Source organism: Pseudomonas putida, from assembly GCF_028682455.1.
GTDB lineage: Bacteria > Pseudomonadota > Gammaproteobacteria > Pseudomonadales > Pseudomonadaceae > Aquipseudomonas > Aquipseudomonas putida_AA.
Window position 1 is genome coordinate 919,033 of record NZ_JANHLD010000003.1, and the last position, 23,148, is coordinate 942,180.

The following is a 23,148-nucleotide window of genomic DNA, read 5'->3' on the forward strand; positions in this document are numbered from 1 at the left end:
CTGTGCAGCCCTAGAATTTGGGTGATGCCGGGCGCGAATAGTCGGCCAAGGCAACCTGCCTCACAAGGGAGCAAATTGCATGCCAGTGCCCCGGTATGGAATTTTTGCCCCATTCCTACGCGTTTCAGGGGAATTGGGCCGAAATGTCGGACAATTCATGCACCCTTAGGAGGCGTAAATGAGGCGATATGCACCATTATGGTGCGCAGTAAACCTTCTGTACATTAATTGGTTAAACCTTGAGCAATTTCCGCTATAATCCGCGCCCCACTTTTTTAGTCGGCATTGCGCGCGCTGTTTTCAATGAAACTAATCGTAAAAGTCTTCCCAGAGATCACCATCAAGAGCCGCCCGGTTCGCAAGCGCTTCATCCGTCAACTGGGCCGCAACATCCGTACCGTGCTCAAGGACCTCGATCCTGCGCTCGCGGTTGACGGTGTCTGGGACAACCTCGAGGTGGTCACCCGCATCGAGGACGAGAAAGTCCTGCGCGAGATGATCGAGCGTCTGACCTGCATGCCGGGCATCGCCCACTTCCTGCAGGTCGACGAGTACCCGCTGGGCGACTTCGACGATATCGTCGCCAAGTGCAAGACCCACTTCGGCCACCTGCTGGCCGGCAAGCGCTTTGCGGTGCGTTGCAAGCGCGGCGGCCACCACGACTTCACTTCGATGGACGTCGACCGTTATGTCGGCAGCCAGTTGCGCCAGCAGTGCGGCGCCGCCGGTATCGACCTGCGCACCCCCGAGGTCGAGGTGCGCATCGAAGTACGTGACAAGCTCCTGTATGTGATTCACAACCAGCACAAGGGCATCGGCGGCTACCCGCTGGGTACGCTCGAGCAGACCCTGGTGCTGATGTCCGGTGGTTTCGACTCCACCGTGGCGGCCTACCAGATGATGCGCCGCGGCCTGATGACCCACTTCTGCTTCTTCAATCTTGGCGGCCGAGCCCACGAGCTGGGGGTGATGGAAGTCGCCCACTTCCTGTGGAAGAAATACGGCAGCAGCCAGCGCGTGCTGTTCGTCAGCGTGCCGTTCGAAGAAGTGGTCGGCGAGATTCTCGGCAAGGTCGACAACAGCTACATGGGCGTGACCCTCAAGCGCATGATGCTGCGTGCGGCGACCAACATCGCCGACCGCCTGGAGATCGACGCCCTGGTCACCGGCGAGGCGATCTCCCAGGTGTCGAGCCAGACCCTGCCGAACCTGGCAGTGATCGACTCGGCCACCGAGAAGCTGGTATTGCGCCCGCTGCTGGCCAGCCACAAGCAGGACATCATCGACCAGGCCAACGAAATCGGCACCGCCGAGTTCGCCAAGCACATGCCCGAGTACTGCGGCGTGATTTCGGTGAACCCGACCACGTGCGCCAAGCGTCATCGCGTTGATCATGAAGAAAAGCAGTTCGACATGGCTGTGCTCGAGCGCGCCCTGGAGCGCGCTCGCCTGGTGTCCATCGACAATGTGATCGATGAACTCGGCCAGGATATCCAGATCGAAGAAGTCAGCCAAGCGCTGGCCGGGCAAGTGGTGATCGACATTCGCCACCCCGACGCCCAGGAAGACCAGCCCCTGGAACTGGACGGCATCGAGGTCAAGGCCTTGCCGTTCTACGCCCTGAACAGTCGCTTCAAGGAGCTGGACGCTACGCGCCAGTACCTGCTGTATTGCGACAAGGGTGTGATGAGTCGCCTGCATGCCCATCATTTGCTCAGTGAGGGACATGCCAATGTGCGCGTTTATCGTCCGACATAAAACGCCGGGGCTATATGGCGGGAGCATCCGCCATCGCCCTCCCGACCTGCGGGCCCGTTGAGCGCCATTCATTCATATTGGCCGCCTAGACTGGGCGGCAACCCGAATCCTCTGATCGAGATACACACGTGATCGAAAATCTGCGTAACATCGCCATCATCGCCCACGTTGACCATGGTAAAACCACCCTGGTCGACAAACTCCTGCGTCAGTCCGGCACTCTGGAGCGTAACGAGCTCAACGACGAGCGCGTCATGGACTCCAACGACCAGGAAAAAGAGCGCGGTATTACCATTCTGGCGAAAAACACCGCCATCAACTGGAACGGCTACCACATCAACATCGTCGACACCCCCGGCCACGCCGACTTCGGTGGCGAGGTTGAGCGTGTAATGTCGATGGTCGACTCCGTACTGCTGCTGGTCGACGCTCAAGATGGCCCTATGCCGCAAACCCGTTTCGTGACCAAGAAGGCGTTCGAAGCCGGCCTGCGTCCGATCGTGGTCATCAACAAGGTTGACCGTCCAGGCGCGCGTCCTGACTGGGTTCTGGACCAGATCTTCGATCTGTTCGACAACCTCGGTGCCACCGAAGAGCAGCTGGACTTCAAAGTTGTCTACGCCTCGGCCCTGAACGGCATTGCCGGTCTGGACCACACCGAAATGGCCGAAGACATGACCCCGCTGTACCAGTCGATCATCGACAACGTACCGGCACCGGCCGTTGACCGTGAAGGTCCGTTCCAGATGCAAATCTCGGCACTGGACTACAACAGCTTCCTGGGTGTTATCGGCGTTGGCCGTATCGCTCGTGGTCGCGTCAAGCCGAACACCCCGGTCGTCGCTATCGACGTCGACGGCAAGAAGCGCAACGGCCGTATCCTGAAGCTGATGGGTCACCACGGTCTGCACCGCGTTGACGTTGAAGAAGCCCAGGCTGGCGACATCGTCTGCATCAGCGGTTTCGACGAGCTGTTCATCTCCGACACCCTGTGCAGCCCTGACGCGGTCGAAGCGATGAAGCCGCTGACCGTCGACGAACCAACCGTTTCGATGACCTTCCAGGTCAACGACTCGCCGTTCTGCGGTAAAGAAGGCAAGTTCGTCACCAGCCGCAACATCAAGGAGCGTCTGGACAAAGAGCTGCTGTACAACGTTGCACTGCGCGTTGAAGAAGGCGACTCGGCTGACAAGTTCAAGGTTTCCGGCCGTGGTGAGCTGCACCTGTCGGTTCTGATCGAAACCATGCGTCGTGAAGGCTTCGAAATGGGCGTTGGTCGTCCAGAAGTGATCATCCGCGAAGTCGACGGCGTCAAGCACGAGCCGTTCGAGAACGTCACCATCGACATCCCTGAAGATTCGCAGGGCAAGGTCATGGAAGAAATGGGTCTGCGTAAAGGCGACCTGACCAACATGGTTCCGGATGGCAAGGGCCGTGTACGCCTGGAATACAACATTCCAGCCCGTGGTCTGATCGGTTTCCGTAACCAGTTCCTGACCCTGACCAACGGTGCAGGCATCCTGACCTCGATCTTCGATCGCTACGCTCCGATGAAGTCCGGCCACATGTCCGGCCGTCAGAACGGCGTACTGGTATCGGTAGAGACCGGCAAGGCGCTGACCTACTCCCTGGAAACCCTGCAGGCTCGCGGCAAGCTGTTCGTCGAGCACGGCCAGGAGATCTACAACGGTCAGATCGTTGGTCTGAACAGCCGTGACAACGACCTGGGCGTCAACCCTACCAAGGGCAAGAAGCTCGACAACATGCGTGCTTCGGGTAAAGACGAAACCATCGCCCTGGTTCCACCTGTTCGCTTCACCCTGGAACAGGCACTGGAATTCATCCAGGACGACGAGCTGTGCGAAGTGACTCCTAAGTCGATCCGTCTTCGCAAGAAGATCCTCGACGAAGGCGAGCGTACCCGCGCTGCCAAGAAAGCCAAGGCCAACTAAGCCCGGCTGAACAAAAAACGCCCCCGGTCGAGAGACCGGGGGCGTTTTTGTGTGCGCCAGGCATGGCGCGTTGCGCGTAAGCGCAACCCGCTTGGCTGTGGTGGCCAAGCGGGTGACTTGGAGGTGAAAGTCCTCTACACACCCGGCAAGGGGAAGTGTTAGCCGGAGGCAAGGGTGTCGCGGGTGACCGCGAATCTGAAGGAAGCCCGAGGCAAAATGCTGGCCTGACGAACAGGAAGCGGATAGAGGCGGCACAGCGGGGTGAGGTGGCACAAATCGCCAAAGCCCAATACTTGCACGGAACGCTGTGACGTAGATCCGACAGGCATAAGCAGGAAGGTCGCGCGAATTACCCTGGGAGATCTGTACGTTTGCCATTGTGCTACCGCGCGTCGAAAGGCGACGGGATGAGCGTGCAGAAGTCAGCCGAAGCCGTAGTAAGTGGCGGTTAACCGCGCCACCAAGGGCCGAACAGGTTATGCCGCCAGTAGGCGTCGCCGTCTCGTTGGTAACCGTAATGCAGAAATTTCCCACAGCGGAAACTGTCATCCCGAGCTCCGGCCAGAAGCCGAGGGTGACGCCTGACAGTGCAAAGGTATCGACGGCGTCCGTGACGTGGACGAACGCGGAGCCGGACACGCTGATGGAGCGGGTGCTTGCACCGGCCAACCTCAGACGTGCGTATCAACGCGTGGTCAGCAACAAGGGAGCACCGGGTGCCGATGGCATGACGGTTGCTGACTTGGCGGGCTACGTGAGACAGTATTGGCCAACCCTCAAGGCCAGGTTACTGGCCGGTGAATACCAGCCCCAAGCAGTGCGAGCGGTTGAAATTCCCAAGCCGCAGGGCGGCACACGGCAACTGGGAATCCCCAGCGTCGTGGATCGCCTGATCCAGCAAGCACTGCAGCAGCAGCTCACACCTATCTTCGACCCACTGTTCTCGGACTACAGCTATGGTTTTCGTCCGGGCAGAAGTACGCATCAAGCCATCGAGATGGCTCGTGCTCATGTGACAGCGGGACACCGCTGGTGCGTGGAACTCGATCTGGAGAAGTTTTTCGATCGGGTCAATCACGACATCCTCATGGCCTGCATCGAACGTCGGATCAAAGACAAGTGCGTACTCAGGCTTATCCGCCGCTACCTTGAAGCCGGGATCATGTCGGGCGGTGTCGTCAGCCCACGGCAGGAGGGGACGCCGCAAGGCGGCCCGCTTTCGCCGTTGCTGTCGAACATCCTGCTCGACGAACTCGACCGCGAGCTGGAGCGACGGGGCCATCGCTTCGTACGTTATGCCGATGATGCGAACATCTATGTACGCAGTCCCCGGGCCGGCGAACGGGTGTTGGTCAGCGTCGAGCGCTTCCTGAGAGAACGTCTGAAGCTGACGGTGAACAGGAAGAAAAGCCAAGTGGCAAGGGCGTGGAAGTGCGACTACCTAGGCTATGGGATAAGCTGGCACCAGCAGCCAAGGCTGCGCGTGGCAAGGATGAGCCTAGACCGCTTACGCGACCGGCTCAGAATGCTGCTGCGCAGCGTACGGGCTCGCAAAATGGCGACTGTCATCGAGCGGATCAACCCCGTCCTGAGAGGCTGGGCTAGCTACTTCAAGCTCAGCCAGAGCAAGCGGCCGCTTGAGGAACTGGATGGTTGGGTCAGGCACAAACTCCGCTGCGTCATCTGGCGTCAATGGAAGCAGCCTCCCACGAGGCTGAGAAACTTGATGCGCCTGGGGTTGAGCGAGGAGCGTGCCAACAAGTCAGCCTTCAATGGCCGAGGTCCATGGTGGAATTCGGGAGCGCAACATATGAACTACGCGCTGCCAAAGAAACTGTGGGACCGGCTCGGGCTGGTCTCGATACTGGATACGATTAACCGGCTTAGCCGCGTAACCTGAACCGCCGTGTACGGAACCGTACGCACGGTGGTGTGAGAGGACGGCGGGTGTGAATCCGCCTCCTACTCGATTTGTGCGGGATATGAAGCGGGGTTGGCTTCATCGCTGGCAAGCCAGCTTCCACGCGATCATGCGCGCAGGCCGGCCAGCGATGCTTTCAGCGGCGGGCTGCAGGCTTGGGGATATACGCGCAGTAGCCCGGCCGCGGGCCTACCCGGGGGTGATTGCGGCAGGTATCGGGGCGCTTGTCATAAATGGTGCACAGGCGGCTCTTGCGATCCAGGTACAGGCAGTCGTCGTTGCTCATCTGCGCCAGGGTGAAAATGCCCGACTTCTGGTTGAAGCGATCGATGATCCCTTCCTTTTGCAGGCGCTTGGCAATGGTCTTCGGCGGCTCGCCTAGCTCGAAGTCATCCACGACGCCAATGCGGATCAGGTCTTTGAGTTTCACTTCCACCGGCAATTGGCAGCAGGTGGAGTTGCAGCCACCGCACATATGGCTGGCATACCTTTGCCAGGTATCCAGGCGGTCGACTTCGGCGGCGGCAATCAGGGTCGGTTTCATCAGGTTCAGGTTTTTTGATGTTCGGGTGGGCGCGCGATCATACCGGAGTTGATCAAAATGTGAACAACCATTTGCCGGTTCCAGTCATTGAGGGCCGGCTTTTGCACCTAAACTCCAGAACCTGCGCTTTCGCTCTGTGTCGAAGGGTCTAGGCTGAACACTCTCCATCCGCATTCGTCAACTTGCCCGAGGACATCGCATGTCTCAGGAACCACTCGCACGTGACGCAGAGGTGGCCGCGTTTCGCACCGCTGTACTGGATAAATTGACCTACGCCGTCGGCAAGGACCCGGAGCACGCTTTCGAGCACGACTGGTTCGAGGCCATCGCCCTGGCGGCCCGCGATCACATGGTCGACCACTGGATGGACCACACCCGGCAGATCTACCGCAAGAGCCAGAAGCGGGTGTACTACCTGTCCCTCGAGTTTCTGATCGGCCGCCTGCTCTACGACAGCCTGAGCAACCTGGGCCTGCTGGACATCGCCCGCGAGGCCCTGAACGGGCTGGATGTGGACCTTGAGCGGATCCGCCTGCTGGAGCCCGATGCGGCACTGGGCAATGGCGGCCTGGGCAGGTTGGCGGCGTGCTTCATGGAAAGCATGTCGACCCTGGGCATCGCTGCCCACGGCTATGGCATTCGCTACGAACATGGCCTGTTTCGCCAGGCGGTGGTCGATGGCTGGCAGCAAGAGCAGACCGAGAACTGGCTGGACTTCGGCAACCCCTGGGAGTTCGAGCGGGCCGAGGTGATCTACCCGATCAGCTTCGGCGGCAGCGTGGAGACCGTGCACGACGCCAACGGCCAGCAGCGTCAGGTCTGGTGGCCTGCGGAAACCGTGCGGGCGGTGGCCTACGACACGCCCGTGGTCGGTTGGCGCGGCTCCAGCGTCAATACCTTGCGTCTGTGGCGGGCCCGGGCCCTGGAGGAACTGCACCTTGAGCGCTTCAACGCCGGCGACCATCTCGGCGCGGTAGCCGAAGTGGCGCGTGCCGAAAGCATCTCGCGGGTGCTGTACCCGGCCGACAGCACCGAGGCCGGCCAGGAGCTGCGCCTGCGCCAGGAGTACTTTTTTGTCTGCGCCTCGCTACAGGACCTGCTGCGCCGTCACCTGAACATGCACGACAGCCTGCTCAACCTGCACGAGTCGGCAGCGATCCAGCTCAACGACACGCACCCCTCGATTGCTGTGGCCGAGCTGATGCGTCTGCTGGTCGACCAGCACGAAATTCCCTGGGACACCGCCTGGCAACTGACCGTCGATACCCTGGCCTATACCAATCACACCCTGCTGCCCGAAGCGCTGGAAACCTGGCCGGTGGGGCTGATGGAACGCATGCTGCCGCGGCACATGCAGATCATCTACCTGATCAACGCCTTTCATATCGATGCCCTGCGCGCCAAGGGCATTCATGATTTCGACGTGCTGCGGGCGGTGTCGTTGATCGAGGAAGACAACGGCCGGCGGGTTCGCATGGGCAACCTGGCATTCCTCGGCTCGCACAGTGTCAACGGGGTGTCGGCGCTGCACACCAAGCTGATGCGCAGCACCGTGTTCGCCGAGCTGCACAAGCTGTACCCCGAGCGAATCAACAACAAGACCAACGGCATCACCTTTCGCCGCTGGTTGTTCCAGGCCAACCCGGAACTTACCTCCATGCTGGTCGAGGCGCTGGGCCCCGAGGTGCTGGACGACCCGCAAGGGCGGCTCAGGGCGCTGGAGTCGTTTGCCGACAAGCCGGCCTTCTGCAAACAGTTCGCGGCCCAGCGCCTGCACAGCAAGCGCGCCCTGGCCAGCCTGATCCAGGAGCGACTGGGCACCACCGTCAACCCCGAGGCCATGTTCGATGTGCAGGTCAAGCGCATCCACGAGTACAAGCGCCAGTTGCTCAACCTGCTGCATACCGTGGCCCTCTACCAGGCGATCCGGGCCGAGCCGGGCATGGGCTGGGTGCCAAGGGTGAAGATCTTCGCCGGCAAGGCAGCGGCCAGTTATCACCAGGCCAAGCTGATCATCAAGCTGAGCAACGACATAGCCCGGGTGGTGAACAACGACCCGACCGTGCGCGGCCTGCTCAAGGTGGTGTTCCTGCCCAACTACAACGTGAGCCTGGCCGAAAGCATCATCCCCGCCGCCGACCTTTCCGAGCAGATCTCCACTGCCGGCTACGAGGCGTCGGGCACCAGCAACATGAAGTTCGGCCTCAACGGCGCGCTGACCATCGGCACCCTCGATGGTGCCAACGTGGAGATGTGCGACGAGGTCGGGGCCGAGAACATGTTCATCTTCGGCTTGAGTGCCCAGCAGGTCGAGGCGCGCAAACGCAGTGGCGACTTTGGCGCCAGCGCGGCGATCGGTGCCTCCCATCGGCTCAACGATGTGCTGCAGGCCATTCGTGGCGGGGTGTTCTCGCCCGACGACCCGGCCCGCTACGTGGGGCTGGTGGACTCGCTGGTGGCCTATGATCGCTTTCTGGTGTGTGCCGATTTCGATGCCTACTGGGAGGCGCAACTGCGCGTCGAAGCGCTCTGGCGCGATCCCAAGCAGTGGTGGCGCACCGCGGTGCTCAACACCGCGCGCATGGGCTGGTTCTCCTCCGACCGGACCATTCGCGAGTACGCGACGCAGATCTGGAGGGCCCTGGACTAAGCTGCAGACAGCGGCCCGGGAGCGATGAACTCTCGGGCCGATGTGCCGTCTGATCGGGCAAGCGTGTCTCACTGCTCGCTAGCGCTTCACTCTCCCTGTAAACTGCGTGGGTTTTTATTACCCCATTCTTCGGAGCCTTACATGTCCCGCGTTACCCTGAGTCGCTATTTGATTGAGCAGACCCGCAGCAACAGTACCCCTGCCGATCTGCGCTTCCTGATCGAAGTGGTGGCGCGTGCGTGCAAGGAAATCAGCCATAACGTCTCCAAGGGCGCCCTGGGTGGCGTTCTGGGCAGCATGGGCACCGAAAACGTGCAGGGCGAAGTCCAGAAGAAACTGGACGTGATTTCCAACGACATCCTGCTCGAAGCCAACGAGTGGGGCGGTCACCTGGCCGGCATGGCGTCCGAAGAAATGGACAACGCCTACCAGATCCCGGGCAAATACCCGAAAGGCGCCTACCTGCTGGTATTCGACCCACTGGACGGTTCGTCGAACATCGACGTCAACGTGTCGGTCGGCACCATCTTCTCGGTACTGCGTTGCCCTAACGAGTACCTGAGCCAGAACGAAAGCCTGAACGAGCAGGCCTTCCTGCAGCCAGGCACCAAGCAGGTTGCCGCCGGCTACGCGATCTACGGCCCGCAAACCATGCTGATCCTGACCCTGGGCAACGGCGTCAAGGGCTTCACCCTGGACCGCGAGCTGGGTAGCTTCGTGTTGACCCACGAGAACATCAAGGTGCCGGAAACCACCGCCGAGTTCGCCATCAACATGTCCAACCAGCGTCACTGGGAAGCCCCGGTCAAGCGCTACGTCGGCGAGCTGCTGGAAGGTGAGACCGGCCCGCTGAAAAAGAACTACAACATGCGCTGGATCGCCTCGATGGTTGCCGACGTGCATCGCATCCTGACCCGCGGCGGCCTGTTCATGTACCCGCGCGATGCCCGCGAGCCTTCCAAGCCTGGCAAGCTGCGCCTGATGTACGAAGCCAACCCGATGTCCTTTATCATCGAACAGGCCGGCGGTGCTTCCACCGACGGCAAACAGCGCATTCTCGACATCCAGCCCGAGAGCCTGCACCAGCGTGTGGCGGTGTTCCTCGGCTCCAAGCAGGAAGTCGAGCGCGTTACCGGTTATCACCAGGAGTAAGTCATGCTCGCACCTTGGCAGCCGTTGCTGGAGTGGTGGTTCGGATGGGGCACCAGCCCCCAGGACGTCGCTGACGAGAAGAGTACGCTGTGGTTTGGCAAGCACCACGACGCCGAGGCGCAAGAGCGCTTCGGCGACCTGGTCGAGCAAGCCCTGGCCGGTGGCCTGGAAGAATGGCTACAGAGCCCGCAGGGCTGGCTTGGCCTGGTCCTGCTGCTCGACCAACTGCCGCGCATGATCTACCGCGACACGCCGCGCGCCTTCGATGGCGACCGGCGTGCCCAGGTGCTGGTGATGCAGGGCCTGGACAAGGCCTGGGATTATCAGCTGCTGCCGATCCAGCGGGTGTTCGTCCTGCTGGTGCTGGAGCATGCCGAAGTACTGGACTGGCAGAACGTCAGCATCGAGCGCTATCGCTTGTTGCTCGATGCCCAGCCCGACAGTGACCGGCGCTTGTTCGAGGGTTTCCTCGATTATGCCGAACAACACCAGCGGGTGATTGCCCGGTTTGGCCGGTTCCCGCACCGCAACCTGATTCTGAATCGGCCGAGTACCGATGAAGAGATGGATTTCTTGCTGGAGCCGGGTTCTCGGTTTTGAGCTGAATTGAATCGCGGGGCAAGCTCGCTCCTACGGGGGCGGGCATGCCCCGCGATCATTTTCAGATCCTGAAACTCCCCACCAGATGCTTCAACCGCTCGACCTGATGTTCCAGGTCATTGCAGGCACGCAATGTCGCTTGCAGGTTTTCCACCCCTTCCTGATTCAGCGTATTGATCTCGGTGATGTCGACATTGATCGACTCGACCACGGCTGTCTGCTCTTCGGTGGCCGTGGCCACCGACTGGTTCATGCCGTCGATCTCGCCGATACGCTGGGTCACGCTGCCCAGCCGCGCACCGGCCTGGTTGGCGATTCCCACACTGTGTTCGCTGTGGCTCTGGCTTTCGGTCATGGTGCTGACCGCAACACGGGCGCCGGCTTGCAGCTCCTCGATGATGCGCTGCACCTGTTGCGCCGAATCCTGGGTGCGGTGGGCCAGGTTGCGGACCTCATCGGCAACCACGGCAAAGCCGCGGCCGGCTTCACCGGCGCGAGCCGCTTCGATGGCGGCGTTGAGCGCCAGCAGGTTGGTCTGCTGGGATATGCCACTGATCACCTCGAGGATCTGGCCGATGTTCACCGTGTTGGCGTTCAGGGTTTCGATATTGCCGCACGAATCGCTGATCTTCGCTGACAGCTGGTTCATCACCTCGATGGTCTGCTCGACCACCTGCTGGCCATCGGCGGCCAGGTTGCGCGCTTCGCTGGAGTGCTGGGAGGCGAGGGCGGCGTTCTGGGCGATTTCCTGGGCCGCGGCGCCGAGCTCGTTGATGGCCGCAGCCACGCTACTGGTGCGGCTCGATTGCTGGTCGGCGTTGAGGATCGACGCGTTGGAGGCGCTCACCACTCGCAGGGCCACTTCGTTGACCTGGCCGCTGGCAGAGGCGACTTCCCGGATCGACTCGTGGATGCGCTCGACGAAGCGGTTGAACGATTGGCCGAGGCTGCCGAACTCATCGTGGCCGTGAATGACCAGGCGGCGGGTGAGGTCACCTTCGCCTTCGGCGATATCGTGCATGGCCCGGCCCATCACGTGCAGCGGCTCCATCAATACCCGAATCAGAACGCCCAGCAGGGCGATGATGATCAGCACGGCGATTACAGTTGCGACGATGGCTGTGGTACGCAGTTCGCTGAGCATGGCGAACGCGAAGTCCTGGTCGAGCTCCAGGGCCACGTACCAGTCGGCCGAGGGCACACCGCCGACCTTGGTGAAGGTGATGAACTGGGCGTGCCCGTCGCGTTCGGTTTCCTTGAGCCCGCCGTCGACCCGAGGCGTGTTGCGGGGGTAGGCTTCGCTGAGGGTTTTGAGCACCAGCTTCGCATCAGGGTGCACCAGGATCTTGCCCTCGCCGTTGACGATGAACGCCTGGCCGTGACCGTCGAAGTTCAGGGCGTTGATGATCGTGCTGATGCTGTCCAGGTTGGTGTCCGCACCATTGACGCCGATCAGCCGGCCCTGGTGCTGCACCGGCGTGGCCAGGGTGATCACCAGCTTGTTCGCCGAGGCCGAGATGTACGGTTCGGTGACGATGGTCTGGCCGGCACTGCTGGCGGCCTTGTACCAGCCACGTACGCGCGGGTCGTAGTCGGCGGCGCGGTTGCCCAGCGGCACCGATTGCATGTAGCCGTCCTGGCCGCCGAAATAGGTGAGCAGAAAGTTGTTGCCGTACACCGGCAGGTTGAGGCTGCGGGTCAGGCTGTCTTTGCTGGCACCATCGACGGCCACTTGCTGGGACAGCGACTGCAGGATCTGTATGCGGCTTTGCAGCCAGGTCTGGATGTTGCTGCTGGTCAGGCTACCCAGTTCCTGCATCGACGCCTGGGTATTGGCGAGCAGGGTCTGGCGCTGGCGGTAGTCGTTGAACAGGATGAAGCAGGTGAAGGCGACAGCGACCACCAGGGCGGCGGCGAGCAGAATCTTGTGGCTGAACTTCAGGTTTTTTGTCATTGCGAGGTCTGTCTGCACAAGGCGGGTCAACGGGGAGGGCGCGGCAATACGTCGCAGCGCCTTCCTGTGTCGTCCGCTGTGGGCAAAAGATTAGGCCGATGCAGGTCTATACGACCAAAGGCAGGGATTTGACGCCAGGAAAGCGCGTCAGGCCGGGAACCAGACTGGGTTTTTCCCTTCTAAGCTGTCGGTAGGCCATCGCGCCTGCACCCTCATGTCCAGGAGTGACCCTTCATGTCGTTGCGTTCCCTCGCCCTGCTGTCCTTGTGCGTGTTTCTGACTGCGTGCAACAAGATCAATCAGGAAAACTATTCAAAGATCAAAGCCGGTATGGCGAAGGCCGAAGTCGAGCAGTTGCTTGGTGCTCCCAAGGAGTGCTCCAGTGCATTGGGCATGTCCAGCTGCACCTGGGGTGACGAGAAAACCTTCATCAGCGTGCAGTACGCCGCCGACAAGGTGCTGATGTATTCCGGGCAGGGACTCAAATGAAACGGCTACACCTGCTACTGGCCTTGTGCGCCGGCTTGATCCTGGGTGGCTGTGCCAACTCGGGAACCGGCCCGGTGCCGCCCAAGACGGTCGAAAAGGTCGACCTCAAGCGCTATCAGGGCAAATGGTTTGAGCTGGCGCGCCTGCCGATGTACTTCCAGCGCGATTGCGCCCAGTCCGAGGCGCACTACAACCTCAAGCCTGACGGTACGATGGGCGTTCTCAACCGCTGCATGACCCTGCAAGGCGAATGGCAGGAAGCCAGCGGCACGGCTACACCGCAGGTGCCAGGCAGGACCGACAAACTCTGGGTGAGCTTCGACAACTGGTTCTCGAAGCTGCTGCCCGGTGGCATCAAGGGTGATTATTGGGTGCTCTACATCGGTGATGACTACCAGACCGCACTGGTCGGCAACCCGGATCGAAAGTACCTGTGGATTCTGTCGCGCAAGCCGGTGATTCCGGCAGTGGAGCGTGAGAGCTTGCTGGCCAAGGCGCGCCAGCAGGGGTATGACACCAACCGCCTGATCTGGCGAGTGTCGGATCGGGACATGGCTTTGCACAAGCCTTGAGGCCCATCGCGGGGCAAGCTCGCTCCTACACCGCTAGGAGCGGGCTTGCCCCGCGAACTGTAACAATTTTCAGAAACCCCCTACATACTCTCTAGAACCCACCAACTAGGCTGCGTGCTCTGATCACAGGGAGTACTGCTTATGGCCAGTCACGGTTACTTAACTATCACCGGTAATGCGCAAGGCCTTATCTCGGCCGGTTGTTCAAGTCAGAATTCCATTGGCAATAAATGCCAGGCCGGCCATGTTGACGAAATAATGGTGTTGGCCCTGAATCACGGCATGGCAAATATTGGCAATATCAAACATGCCACGCACAGTCCTGTCGTAATGACCAAAAATATCGACAAGTCCTCACCGCTCTTGGCGCAAGCTCTGGCCAGTCGGGAGGTAATTAGTTGCGTTATCGATTTTTACCGTACTTCTTCATACGGTACGCAAGAGAAGTTCTATACCATCGAACTTGAGGGCGGTCAGATCGCTGATCTGACACTCGATATGCCCCATGCGATCTTGCAGAATGAGGCCGAGCCGCAAGAGCAGCTTTCCATTCGCTATCGCAGTATTACCTGGACCCATCACCTTGCGGGGACCAGTGGTTTCAGCTTCTGGGGCGATGACGAATGAGCGGCCGGCCATCGCCTTATCGTCTGGACAGCAATGCGTATTGGGATGTCAGTGAGGCTGCAGCCCGTTTGACAAAACAGGCGTGCACATCGAGTGCACGGCTGTTCTCCGATGGCAAGCAGCGGATGCAGTTCAATCGGGAGTTTGCCTACTATGCCAAGCGGGTGGTGGATGATGTCGCGCTGGGTAAAAAAGCGCCTGAGCAGGGGCTTTCCGAACTCAATCAGATATTGCGCAGGCTGGCGACTAAGACCGTTGAAATAGGCAGGAAAGGAATAGGGATAGTTGCCGGGGTGGCGCAGGTCGGTACGGGGGCGGGTATTTGCTACGCCTCAGTGGGAACGCTTTGTGCTGTGGCAGGTGTTCCCCTCATGGCTCATGGTGCAAATAATATCTATGAAAACGGCCGGAAAGTTTTAGAGGGGCGTTCCGATGTCGAGGGTCCAGTCAGAAAGGGCTACCAACGAATTTCAAAAGCATTAGGGGGTTCAAGGTCCGAAGGAAATATTGCGTACGCGTCTATGGATTTAGGATTTTCAAGCTACGGTCTGTTTAGAATGATTATAAAACCGGAGGCTTGGCGCCTGTATTATTATCTTCCCTCTGACTATGTTCGCTCTTATCAGCGTGCGGGTGGTTTGTCGCTTGCTGTGGAGGCAGTGACGAATATAGAAAGCATCGTGCAAATACGAGAAGAGCTGGCGAGATGACACTGCTGCTATATTTGGCTTTTCTTGCATTGGGGCTTTGGCTTGGTTACTTGTTTAAGGTCTTTTTTTCTGGCCCAAATATAACTTATCCAAAGCTCTTGTTCTGCTATTTGTTCAATGGTTTTGTAGGGTCGATCCACATTGGGCTTGTATCGAGAGAGTATCTCTTGTTTGTTGGCGATGTTTCCAGTTGGGTCGATGATTATCCACTTGTTCTTTGGCCGGCGCTGATTGGTGCACTTGTGCAAGCGGCTTTATTTCCAACTAGAACGAGACGCTAGGATGGCCCATCGCGGGGCAAGCCCGCTCCTACACCGCTAGGAGCGGGCTTGCCCCGCGATTTGCTTACCCCAGCAACGTACGCAACACCCCGGCAAACGCCCGGGCACTTTCTTCTTCATCGGCATGGCGCCCCTGGCGCACAACCCAGTTGCCGTTGACCATTACATCCCGCACCTGGCGATCGCCGCCGGCAAACAACCAGCGGTTGAGGATGCCGTCGTCACTTGCGGTAGCCAGGTACGGGTCGTTGCCATCGAGCACCAGCCAGTCGGCGCGCTTGCCCACGGCCAGTTCGCCAATCGGTTGTCCCAGCGCCTGGGCGCCGCCGCTCAAGGCGGCGTCATACAAGGTGCGCCCCACCATCGGCTGGTCACTGCGATGCAGGCGATTGCGCCGCTGGTCGCGCAGGCGCTGGCCGTATTCGAGCCAGCGCAGCTCTTCGACGACGCTCAGCGATACATGGCTATCCGAGCCGATACCCAGGCGGCCGCCCTGGGCCAGGTAGTCCACCGCGGGGAAGATCCCGTCACCCAGGTTGGCCTCGGTGGTCAGGCACAGGCCGGCAACGGCGCCACTGCGGGCCATCAGTTGTACTTCGTCCGGTTCGGCATGGGTAGCGTGGACCAGGCACCAGCGCTGATCGACTTCGGCGTTCTCGAACAGCCACTGCAACGGCCGGCGCCCGCTCCAGCCCAGGCAGTCGTTGACTTCCTTCTGTTGTTCGGCAATGTGGATGTGCACCGGGCAAGCCTTGTCGCTGGCCGCCAGCACCTGGGCAATCTGCTCCGGGGTCACGGCGCGCAGGGAGTGGAAGCACAGGCCCAGCTGTTGTGCCGGCTGCTTGGCCAGCAGCGGCGCCAGTTGTGCCTGCAGTTCCAGGTAGCGCTCGGTGCTGTTGATAAAGCGCCGCTGGCCCTCGTTCGGCGCCTGGCCGCCAAAGCCCGAGTGACTGTAAAGCACCGGCAGCAGGGTCAGGCCGATACCGCTGGCGCTGGCGGCCTGGCTGATGCGCCGCGACAACTCGGCAGGGTCGGCATACGCTTGACCCTGGGTGTCATGGTGAACGTAGTGGAATTCGGCGACCGAGGTGTAGCCGGCCTTGAGCATCTCGATGTACAGCTGGCGGGCAATCACCTGCAATTGCTCGGGGCTGATCTTGCCGACCAGGCGGTACATCAGGTCGCGCCAGGTCCAGAAGCTGTCATTGGGGTTGCCGGCCACTTCGGCGAGCCCGGCCATGGCGCGCTGGAAGGCATGGGAATGCAGGTTGGGCATGCCCGGCAACAGCGGGCCGGCCAGGCGCTCGGCGCCTTCGGCCGAGCCGCCGGGCTGGATATGTACCAACAGACCGTCGGTACCGACCTCGATTCGGACGTTTTCGGCCCAGCCCGTAGGCAGCAAAGCGCGCTCGGCAAAGAAGACGGACATCGACCCACACCTCATTGTGATTATTTGTATATACATATACAGACGTTTGCCTGCTGGGTAAACTCCGGCAAGCTACCGTTCATTCAACCGAACAAGGATATCTTCCGTGCCGACACCTCCTGTCTCCGCGCTGGTTGCCCAGATGGGCGAGGGTCCGGCGCCGCTATATGCCCGGGTCAAACAGATGATTGCCCAACAGATCCAGAATGGCAGCTGGCCGCCGCACCATCGAGTGCCGTCGGAGAGCGAGCTGGTCACCCAGCTGGGTTTCAGTCGCATGACCATCAATCGCGCCCTGCGTGAACTGACCGCCGAAGGCTTGTTGGTGCGCATGCAGGGGGTGGGGACCTTCGTGGCCGAGCCCAAGACCCGCTCGGCGCTGTTCGAGGTCAACAACATTGCCGACGAGATCGCGGCCCGTGGCCATGAGCACAGCTGCAAGGTGGTGGTCCTGGCGGAGGAAGCCGCCGGTTCCGAACGCGCCCTGGCCCTGGACATGCGCGAAGGTCAGCGGGTGTTCCATTCCCTGATCGTGCATTACGAAAACGGCATTGCCGTGCAGATCGAAGACCGCTTCGTCAATGCGGCGGTCGCCCCCGATTACCTCAAGCAGGACTTCACCCGGCAAACGCCCTACGCCTACTTGTCCCAGGTCGCGCCACTGACCGAGGGCGAGCATGTGGTCGAGGCGATTCTGGCCGAGCCGGAGGAATGCCGCCTGCTGCAAATCGAGCAGAGCGAGCCTTGCCTGTTGATTCGCCGCCGTACCTGGTCGGGCCGTGTGCCGGTCACGGCTGCTCGCCTGATTCACCCCGGTTCCCGTCACCGTCTGGAAGGACGCTTCAGCAAATGAGCCAGTTGCAGGTTTTACGCGCCAAAGACTACCCCCGCATGCCATGGAAGAACGGCGGCGGCAGCACCGAAGAAATCACCCGCGATGCCGGCGTTGGCCTGGACGGCTTCGGTTGGCGCCTATCGATTGCCGATATCGCCGAGTCGGGTGGCTTTTCCAGCTTCGCCGGGTACCAGCGGATCATCACCGTGCTCGAAGGCGAGGGTATGCGCCTGCTGGTCGATGGCCAGCCCACACGGCCGCTGTTGCCATTCGATGCCTTTGCCTTCAGGGGTGAGAGCCAGGTCAGTTGCACCTTGCTCGGTACCTCGATCCGTGACTTCAACCTGATCTATGCCCCCGAACGTTACCAGGCCCGCCTGCAGTGGCTCGACGGCACCCAACGGGTATTCAGCTCGGCCTCGACCCTATTGCTGTTTGCTGCCTCCTCCCAGGTTGAGGTCGCCGTGGCCGGGCAGGGTGAGCACCTTTTGGGCCGCTACGACTGCCTGCAACTTGACGCTGGCGTCAGCCTGCAGACCTTGAACATACAAGGTCGCTGCTGCCTGATCGAGCTGTCTTCACGCTGAAACCGTAACAGCCTCGGCCACGCGTGTGGGTGGGGCTGTTACCGATTGCCCCGATGTGGTGCAACGCCACTGGTCGGCTTCTTCTCCTGAAAAACCCCCCTTGAAAAAAATATTCCAGACCTGGCCCAAGCGCTCCAGGGCCTTGGCGCCTGTGTTCCGGCCAGGCGAAGGGGGGAATCGGGAAGTTGGCATTTCAATTGCCTATGCTTGTACATACAAGTAAATATGTGTTTGTATAAGTGCCATGACACACCCAATGCCTGGGTTGGTTTGGACCGATCGCTTAGGAGCCATTTCCGTGACTGACAACAATTTCAAAAAATTCCGTGACGTCGAAATCCGCGCAGCCCGCGGCAACAAGCTCACCGCCAAAAGCTGGCTGACTGAAGCACCGTTGCGCATGCTGATGAACAACCTCGACCCGGAAGTGGCAGAGAACCCCAAGGAGTTGGTGGTGTACGGCGGTATTGGCCGCGCCGCGCGCAACTGGGAGTGCTACGACAAGATTGTCGAGAGCCTCACCAACCTGAACGACGACGAAACCCTGCTGGTGCAGTCGGGTAAGCCGGTCGGCGTATTCAAGACCCACAGCAATGCCCCGCGCGTGCTGATCGCCAACTCCAACCTGGTGCCGCACTGGGCCAACTGGGAACACTTCAACGAACTGGATGCCAAGGGCCTGGCCATGTACGGCCAGATGACCGCTGGCAGCTGGATCTACATCGGTAGCCAGGGCATCGTCCAGGGCACCTACGAAACCTTCGTCGAAGCCGGTCGCCAGCACTACAACGGCAGCCTCAAGGGCAAGTGGGTCCTGACCGCAGGCCTGGGCGGCATGGGCGGTGCCCAGCCCCTGGCAGCAACCCTGGCCGGTGCCTGCTCGCTGAACATCGAGTGCCAGCAGAGCCGCATCGACTTCCGCCTGAGCAGCCGTTATGTCGACGAGCAGGCCAAGGATCTGGACGACGCCCTGGCACGCATCGCCAAGTACACCGCCGAAGGCAAGGCCATCTCCATCGCCCTGCTGGGCAACGCTGCCGAGATCCTGCCTGAGCTGGTCAAGCGTGGCGTACGCCCCGACATGGTCACCGACCAGACCAGCGCCCACGACCCGCTCAACGGCTACCTGCCTGCCGGCTGGACCTGGGAGCAGTACCGCGACCGCGCCCAGACCGACCCGGCTGCCGTGGTCAAGGCCGCCAAGCAATCGATGGCCGTCCACGTGCAAGCCATGCTCGACTTCCAGAAGCAGGGCATCCCGACCTTCGACTATGGCAACAACATCCGCCAGATGGCCAAGGAAGAGGGCGTGAGCAATGCCTTCGATTTCCCAGGCTTCGTACCGGCCTACATCCGTCCGCTGTTCTGCCGCGGTATCGGTCCGTTCCGTTGGGCGGCGCTGTCGGGCAACGCTGAAGACATCTACAAGACCGACGCCAAGGTCAAGGAATTGATCGCCGACGACGCCCACCTGCACAACTGGCTGGACATGGCGCGCGAGCGCATCAGCTTCCAGGGCCTGCCGGCACGTATCTGCTGGGTTGGCCTGGGCTTGCGCGCCAAGCTGGGCCTGGCGTTCAACGAAATGGTCCGTAGCGGCGAGCTATCGGCGCCTATCGTCATCGGCCGCGACCACCTGGACTCGGGCTCCGTTTCGAGCCCCAACCGTGAAACCGAATCCATGCAGGATGGCTCCGACGCCGTCTCCGACTGGCCGCTGCTCAACGCCCTGCTCAACACCGCCAGTGGCGCGACCTGGGTCTCGCTGCACCACGGTGGCGGCGTGGGCATGGGCTTCTCCCAACACTCGGGCATGGTGATCGTCTGCGACGGTACCGATGAAGCGGCCGAGCGTATTGCTCGCGTACTGCACAACGACCCGGCCACCGGTGTCATGCGTCACGCCGATGCCGGCTACCAGATCGCCATCGACTGCGCCAAGGAACAAGGCTTGAACCTGCCGATGATCACAGGCTGATCTTCGCCAATTGGTTGATACTGATATCTATGCAGGCGAATACGCCTCACGAGTACGGAGCATTAACGTGACTGAATTGACCCTGAAGCCCGGCACCCTGACCCTGGCTCAGCTGCGTGCGATCTACAAGCAGCCGGTAACCCTCAAGCTGGATGCCAGCGCCGATCAGCAGATCGACGCCAGCGTCGCTTGTGTCGAGCAGATCCTGGCGGAAAACCGCACCGCCTACGGCATCAACACCGGTTTCGGCCTGCTGGCCTCGACCCGCATCGCCAGCCACGACCTGGAAAACCTGCAGCGCTCGCTGGTGCTGTCCCACGCCGCCGGCGTCGGCGCGCCAATCGATGACGCCCTGGTGCGCCTGATCATGGTGCTCAAGGTCAACAGCCTGAGCCGTGGTTTTTCCGGCATCCGCCGCAAGGTGATCGATGCGCTGATCGCCCTGATCAATGCCGAGGTTTACCCTCACATCCCGCTAAAAGGTTCGGTGGGGGCGTCCGGCGACCTGGCGCCACTGGCGCATATGTCGCTGGTACTGCTCGGCGAAGGCAAGGCCCGTCACAATGGCCAGTGGCTGCCAGCTACCGAAGCCCTGGCGGTAGCCGGCCTCGAGCCGCTTACCCTGGCAGCCAAGGAAGGTCTGGCCCTGCTCAACGGCACCCAGGCATCCACGGCCTTTGCCCTGCGCGGCCTGTTCGAAGGTGAAGACCTGTTCGCCGCCGCCATGTCGGTTGGCGCCCTGACCGTTGAGGCGGTGTTGGGTTCGCGCTCGCCGTTCGATGCACGTATCCACGATGCCCGTGGCCAGCGTGGCCAGATCGACGCCGCCGCCTGCTATCGCGACCTGCTCGGTGACGGCAGCGAAGTGTCTGCTTCGCACCAGAACTGCGGCAAGGTGCAGGACCCTTACTCCCTGCGCTGCCAGCCACAAGTCATGGGCGCGTGCCTGACCCAGTTCCGCCAGGCTGCCGACGTACTGGTGGTCGAGGCCAACGCCGTTTCCGACAACCCGCTGGTATTCGCCAAGGAAGGAGACGTGATCTCCGGCGGCAACTTCCACGCCGAGCCCGTGGCCATGGCGGCCGACAATATGGCCCTGGCCATTGCCGAGATCGGCTCGCTCAGCGAACGTCGCATCTCGCTGATGATGGACAAGCACATGTCCCAGCTGCCGCCGTTCCTGGTGGCCAACGGTGGCGTCAACTCGGGCTTCATGATTGCCCAGGTGACCGCCGCTGCACTGGCCAGCGAGAACAAGGCCCTGGCCCACCCGCACAGTGTCGACAGCCTGCCGACCTCGGCCAACCAGGAAGACCACGTGTCGATGGCGCCGGCTGCCGGCAAGCGCCTGTGGGAAATGAGCGACAACGTGCGCGGCATTCTGGCCGTGGAATGGCTCGCGGCCTGCCAGGGCCTGGACCTGCGCGAAGGCCTGAAGACCTCGCCGAAGCTGGAGCAAGCCCGCCAGACCCTGCGCAGCAAGGTCGCCTACTACGAGAAAGATCGCTTCTTCGCACCGGACATCGAGGCGGCCATCGCCCTGCTGGCCGAAGGTCACCTGACCGGTCTGCTACCGGCCAAGGTGCTGCCTAGCCTGTGATCCCCGGGCTGGCCATTGCGCCAGCCACCTGCCGCACGGACCTTCATGGTCCGTGCCGCTTTTCGCCTACAACAAAAACAGGACGCGAAATGCACACTCAAGCACAAGGACTCACGCGCGGACTGAACGCGCGTCATATTCGCTTCATGGCATTGGGCTCGGCGATCGGTACCGGTCTGTTCTACGGCTCTGCCTCGGCCATTCAGATGGCTGGCCCGGCAGTGCTGCTGGCCTACCTGATTGGTGGTGCCGCAGTTTTCATGGTAATGCGCGCGCTGGGTGAAATGGCCGTGCACAACCCGGTGTCCGGCTCGTTCGGCCAGTACGCCAACACTTACCTTGGGCCGATGTCCGGGTTCATCCTGGGTTGGACCTATGCTTTTGAAATGATCATTGTCTGCCTGGCCGACGTCACGGCGTTCGGCATCTATATGGGCTTCTGGTTTCCGGAGGTGGCCCGCTGGATCTGGGTGCTGGGCATTGTCTTCCTGATCGGCGGGCTGAACCTGTGCAACGTCAAAGTGTTTGGCGAGATGGAGTTCTGGCTGTCCTTGCTCAAGGTCGGCGCCATCGTTGCAATGATCCTGGCCGGCTTCGGCATCATGGCGTTCGGGCTGAGCAATGCCGATGCCGGTAACGCGGTGGGCATCAGCAACCTGTTCGAGCACGGCGGTTTCATGCCCAACGGCATCGGCGGCCTGATCGCCTCATTTGCCGTGGTGATGTTCGCTTTCGGCGGCATCGAGATCATCGGTATCACCGCCGGTGAAGCCAAGGACCCGCAGCGGGTCATACCCAAGGCGATCAACGCCGTGCCGCTGCGCATCCTGCTGTTCTATATCCTCACCCTGTTCGTGCTGATGTGCCTGTACCCATGGCCGCAGATTGGCAGCCAGGGCAGCCCGTTCGTGCAGATCTTCAGCAACCTTGGGATTGGCTCGGCGGCGACCGTGCTGAACATCGTGGTGATCTCGGCAGCGGTATCGGCCATCAACAGCGACATTTTCGGCGCCGGCCGGATGATGTACGGCCTGGCCCAGCAAGGCCATGCCCCCAAGGGCTTCGCCAAGATCTCCCGCCACGGCGTGCCGTGGATGACCGTGATGGTCATGGGCGCCGCCTTGCTCGGCGGTGTGGTGCTCAACTACCTGATCCCGGAAAACGTGTTCCTGCTGATTGCCTCGATCGCCACCTTTGCTACTGTCTGGGTCTGGCTGATGATCCTGGTGACCCAGGTTGCCATGCGCCGCAGCATGAGCCGTGAAGAAGTAGCCCAGCTCAAGTTCCCAGTGCCGTTCTGGCCCTACGGGCCGGCCGCGGCCATTGCCTTCATGCTGTTCGTGTTCGGCGTTCTCGGCTACTTCCCCGATACTCAGGCAGCGCTGCTGGTGGGTGTGGTCTGGGTGCTGTTCCTGGTCGCTTCCTACCTGCTGTGGTGCAAGCCGCGTGCAGACAAAGGCGAACTGCCGCTGGCCCAGGATCCTTCTCAATCTCACCGCTAACGACGGA

General features: G+C 61.1%; 19 protein-coding genes and 1 pseudogene. 16 read left to right on the forward strand and 4 right to left on the reverse strand.

Annotated elements, in window-relative coordinates:
• The first annotated feature begins 303 nt into the window (after window positions 1–303).
• The 3 genes from thiI to ltrA all read left to right on the forward strand — a co-directional run bounded on the left by thiI (window position 304) and on the right by ltrA (window position 5,610).
• Window positions 304–1,758: a tRNA uracil 4-sulfurtransferase ThiI gene (thiI, locus tag NPS58_RS21330; RefSeq protein WP_274117258.1), complete on the forward strand. Its 1,455-nt coding sequence runs from the start codon at window positions 304–306 to the stop codon at window positions 1,756–1,758.
• Window positions 1,759–1,886: 128 nt separating this feature from the next.
• Window positions 1,887–3,710: a translational GTPase TypA gene (gene typA / locus NPS58_RS21335; RefSeq protein WP_274117259.1), complete on the forward strand. Its 1,824-nt coding sequence runs from the start codon at window positions 1,887–1,889 to the stop codon at window positions 3,708–3,710.
• A gap of 478 nt (window positions 3,711–4,188) precedes the next feature.
• On the forward strand, window positions 4,189–5,610 hold the full coding sequence (gene ltrA, locus NPS58_RS21340) for a group II intron reverse transcriptase/maturase (RefSeq protein ID WP_003253430.1): 1,422 nt from the start codon (window positions 4,189–4,191) through the stop codon (window positions 5,608–5,610).
• Window positions 5,611–5,767: 157 nt separating this feature from the next.
• Here the strand turns inward: ltrA and NPS58_RS21345 are convergent, their stop codons facing one another.
• A complete protein-coding gene (locus NPS58_RS21345) occupies window positions 5,768–6,175 on the reverse strand; it encodes a YkgJ family cysteine cluster protein (RefSeq protein ID WP_274117260.1) in 408 nt (135 codons plus the stop codon).
• Window positions 6,176–6,374: 199 nt separating this feature from the next.
• Between NPS58_RS21345 and NPS58_RS21350 the strand changes: the two genes are divergently transcribed.
• The 3 genes from NPS58_RS21350 to NPS58_RS21360 all read left to right on the forward strand — a co-directional run bounded on the left by NPS58_RS21350 (window position 6,375) and on the right by NPS58_RS21360 (window position 10,577).
• Window positions 6,375–8,825 (forward strand): glycogen/starch/alpha-glucan phosphorylase, encoded by a 2,451-nt coding sequence (locus NPS58_RS21350; protein ID WP_274117261.1) that lies wholly within the window; start codon window positions 6,375–6,377, stop codon window positions 8,823–8,825.
• A 141-nt stretch (window positions 8,826–8,966) separates the two neighbouring features.
• Window positions 8,967–9,977 (forward strand): class 1 fructose-bisphosphatase, encoded by a 1,011-nt coding sequence (locus tag NPS58_RS21355; protein ID WP_274117262.1) that lies wholly within the window; start codon window positions 8,967–8,969, stop codon window positions 9,975–9,977.
• Between the two features lie 3 nt (window positions 9,978–9,980).
• Window positions 9,981–10,577 (forward strand): DUF924 family protein, encoded by a 597-nt coding sequence (locus tag NPS58_RS21360; protein WP_274117263.1) that lies wholly within the window; start codon window positions 9,981–9,983, stop codon window positions 10,575–10,577.
• Window positions 10,578–10,638: 61 nt separating this feature from the next.
• On the opposite strand, the gene NPS58_RS29680 is transcribed toward NPS58_RS21360, so the two are convergent.
• Window positions 10,639–11,439 (reverse strand): methyl-accepting chemotaxis protein, encoded by an 801-nt coding sequence (locus NPS58_RS29680; RefSeq protein ID WP_425313109.1) that lies wholly within the window; start codon window positions 11,437–11,439, stop codon window positions 10,639–10,641.
• Window positions 11,440–11,493: 54 nt separating this feature from the next.
• Window positions 11,494–12,531 (reverse strand): annotated as a pseudogene (locus NPS58_RS29685) (HAMP domain-containing protein); the annotation flags it as partial.
• 234 nt (window positions 12,532–12,765) lie between these two features.
• On the opposite strand from NPS58_RS29685, the gene NPS58_RS21370 reads away from it, so the two are divergent.
• The 5 genes from NPS58_RS21370 to NPS58_RS21390 all read left to right on the forward strand — a co-directional run bounded on the left by NPS58_RS21370 (window position 12,766) and on the right by NPS58_RS21390 (window position 15,210).
• Window positions 12,766–13,020 (forward strand): hypothetical protein, encoded by a 255-nt coding sequence (locus NPS58_RS21370; protein ID WP_274117265.1) that lies wholly within the window; start codon window positions 12,766–12,768, stop codon window positions 13,018–13,020.
• Window positions 13,017–13,592: a lipocalin family protein gene (locus tag NPS58_RS21375; protein WP_274117266.1), complete on the forward strand. Its 576-nt coding sequence runs from the start codon at window positions 13,017–13,019 to the stop codon at window positions 13,590–13,592. The genes NPS58_RS21370 and NPS58_RS21375 overlap by 4 nt, the downstream gene beginning before the upstream one ends.
• A gap of 141 nt (window positions 13,593–13,733) precedes the next feature.
• Window positions 13,734–14,219 carry an Hcp family type VI secretion system effector gene (locus NPS58_RS21380; protein ID WP_274117267.1) on the forward strand — a complete coding sequence of 162 codons (486 nt, stop codon included), beginning with the start codon at window positions 13,734–13,736 and terminating at the stop codon, window positions 14,217–14,219.
• A complete protein-coding gene (locus NPS58_RS21385; protein WP_274117268.1) occupies window positions 14,216–14,929 on the forward strand; it encodes a DUF4225 domain-containing protein in 714 nt (237 codons plus the stop codon). Before NPS58_RS21380 ends, NPS58_RS21385 begins: the two co-directional genes overlap by 4 nt.
• On the forward strand, window positions 14,926–15,210 hold the full coding sequence (locus NPS58_RS21390; RefSeq protein ID WP_274117269.1) for a hypothetical protein: 285 nt from the start codon (window positions 14,926–14,928) through the stop codon (window positions 15,208–15,210). The genes NPS58_RS21385 and NPS58_RS21390 overlap by 4 nt, the downstream gene beginning before the upstream one ends.
• A gap of 64 nt (window positions 15,211–15,274) precedes the next feature.
• Here NPS58_RS21390 and NPS58_RS21395 read toward each other — a convergent pair whose 3' ends face one another.
• Window positions 15,275–16,639: a formimidoylglutamate deiminase gene (locus NPS58_RS21395; RefSeq protein ID WP_274117270.1), complete on the reverse strand. Its 1,365-nt coding sequence runs from the start codon at window positions 16,637–16,639 to the stop codon at window positions 15,275–15,277.
• A gap of 142 nt (window positions 16,640–16,781) precedes the next feature.
• Between NPS58_RS21395 and hutC the strand changes: the two genes are divergently transcribed.
• The 5 genes from hutC to NPS58_RS21420 all read left to right on the forward strand — a co-directional run bounded on the left by hutC (window position 16,782) and on the right by NPS58_RS21420 (window position 23,141).
• Window positions 16,782–17,492, forward strand: a complete 711-nt coding sequence (gene hutC, locus NPS58_RS21400; RefSeq protein WP_274117587.1) for a histidine utilization repressor — start codon at window positions 16,782–16,784, stop codon at window positions 17,490–17,492.
• The gene (locus NPS58_RS21405; RefSeq protein ID WP_274117271.1) at window positions 17,489–18,061 is read left to right on the forward strand and encodes a HutD/Ves family protein; all 573 of its coding nucleotides are present in this window, start codon (window positions 17,489–17,491) and stop codon (window positions 18,059–18,061) included. Before hutC ends, NPS58_RS21405 begins: the two co-directional genes overlap by 4 nt.
• Window positions 18,062–18,359: 298 nt before the next feature.
• Window positions 18,360–20,039: a urocanate hydratase gene (gene hutU, locus NPS58_RS21410; protein ID WP_264652324.1), complete on the forward strand. Its 1,680-nt coding sequence runs from the start codon at window positions 18,360–18,362 to the stop codon at window positions 20,037–20,039.
• Between the two features lie 67 nt (window positions 20,040–20,106).
• A complete protein-coding gene (gene hutH / locus NPS58_RS21415) occupies window positions 20,107–21,639 on the forward strand; it encodes a histidine ammonia-lyase (RefSeq protein ID WP_274117272.1) in 1,533 nt (510 codons plus the stop codon).
• Between the two features lie 89 nt (window positions 21,640–21,728).
• A complete protein-coding gene (locus NPS58_RS21420; protein WP_274117273.1) occupies window positions 21,729–23,141 on the forward strand; it encodes an amino acid permease in 1,413 nt (470 codons plus the stop codon).
• Window positions 23,142–23,148 lie beyond the last annotated feature (7 nt).

What these genes read in the sequence shown, in the direction of transcription:
- thiI (WP_274117258.1), top strand. Translation starts at nt 304, where the DNA reads ATGAAACTAATCGTAAAAGTCTTCCCAGAGATCACCATCAAGAGCCGC.
- ltrA (WP_003253430.1), top strand. Translation starts at nt 4,189, where the DNA reads ATGCCGCCAGTAGGCGTCGCCGTCTCGTTGGTAACCGTAATGCAGAAA.
- NPS58_RS21345 (WP_274117260.1), bottom strand. Translation starts at nt 6,175, where the DNA reads ATGAAACCGACCCTGATTGCCGCCGCCGAAGTCGACCGCCTGGATACC.
- NPS58_RS21350 (WP_274117261.1), top strand. Translation starts at nt 6,375, where the DNA reads ATGTCTCAGGAACCACTCGCACGTGACGCAGAGGTGGCCGCGTTTCGC.
- NPS58_RS21355 (WP_274117262.1), top strand. Translation starts at nt 8,967, where the DNA reads ATGTCCCGCGTTACCCTGAGTCGCTATTTGATTGAGCAGACCCGCAGC.
- NPS58_RS21360 (WP_274117263.1), top strand. Translation starts at nt 9,981, where the DNA reads ATGCTCGCACCTTGGCAGCCGTTGCTGGAGTGGTGGTTCGGATGGGGC.
- NPS58_RS21370 (WP_274117265.1), top strand. Translation starts at nt 12,766, where the DNA reads ATGTCGTTGCGTTCCCTCGCCCTGCTGTCCTTGTGCGTGTTTCTGACT.
- NPS58_RS21375 (WP_274117266.1), top strand. Translation starts at nt 13,017, where the DNA reads ATGAAACGGCTACACCTGCTACTGGCCTTGTGCGCCGGCTTGATCCTG.
- NPS58_RS21380 (WP_274117267.1), top strand. Translation starts at nt 13,734, where the DNA reads ATGGCCAGTCACGGTTACTTAACTATCACCGGTAATGCGCAAGGCCTT.
- NPS58_RS21385 (WP_274117268.1), top strand. Translation starts at nt 14,216, where the DNA reads ATGAGCGGCCGGCCATCGCCTTATCGTCTGGACAGCAATGCGTATTGG.
- NPS58_RS21390 (WP_274117269.1), top strand. Translation starts at nt 14,926, where the DNA reads ATGACACTGCTGCTATATTTGGCTTTTCTTGCATTGGGGCTTTGGCTT.
- NPS58_RS21395 (WP_274117270.1), bottom strand. Translation starts at nt 16,639, where the DNA reads ATGTCCGTCTTCTTTGCCGAGCGCGCTTTGCTGCCTACGGGCTGGGCC.
- hutC (WP_274117587.1), top strand. Translation starts at nt 16,782, where the DNA reads ATGGGCGAGGGTCCGGCGCCGCTATATGCCCGGGTCAAACAGATGATT.
- NPS58_RS21405 (WP_274117271.1), top strand. Translation starts at nt 17,489, where the DNA reads ATGAGCCAGTTGCAGGTTTTACGCGCCAAAGACTACCCCCGCATGCCA.
- NPS58_RS21420 (WP_274117273.1), top strand. Translation starts at nt 21,729, where the DNA reads ATGCACACTCAAGCACAAGGACTCACGCGCGGACTGAACGCGCGTCAT.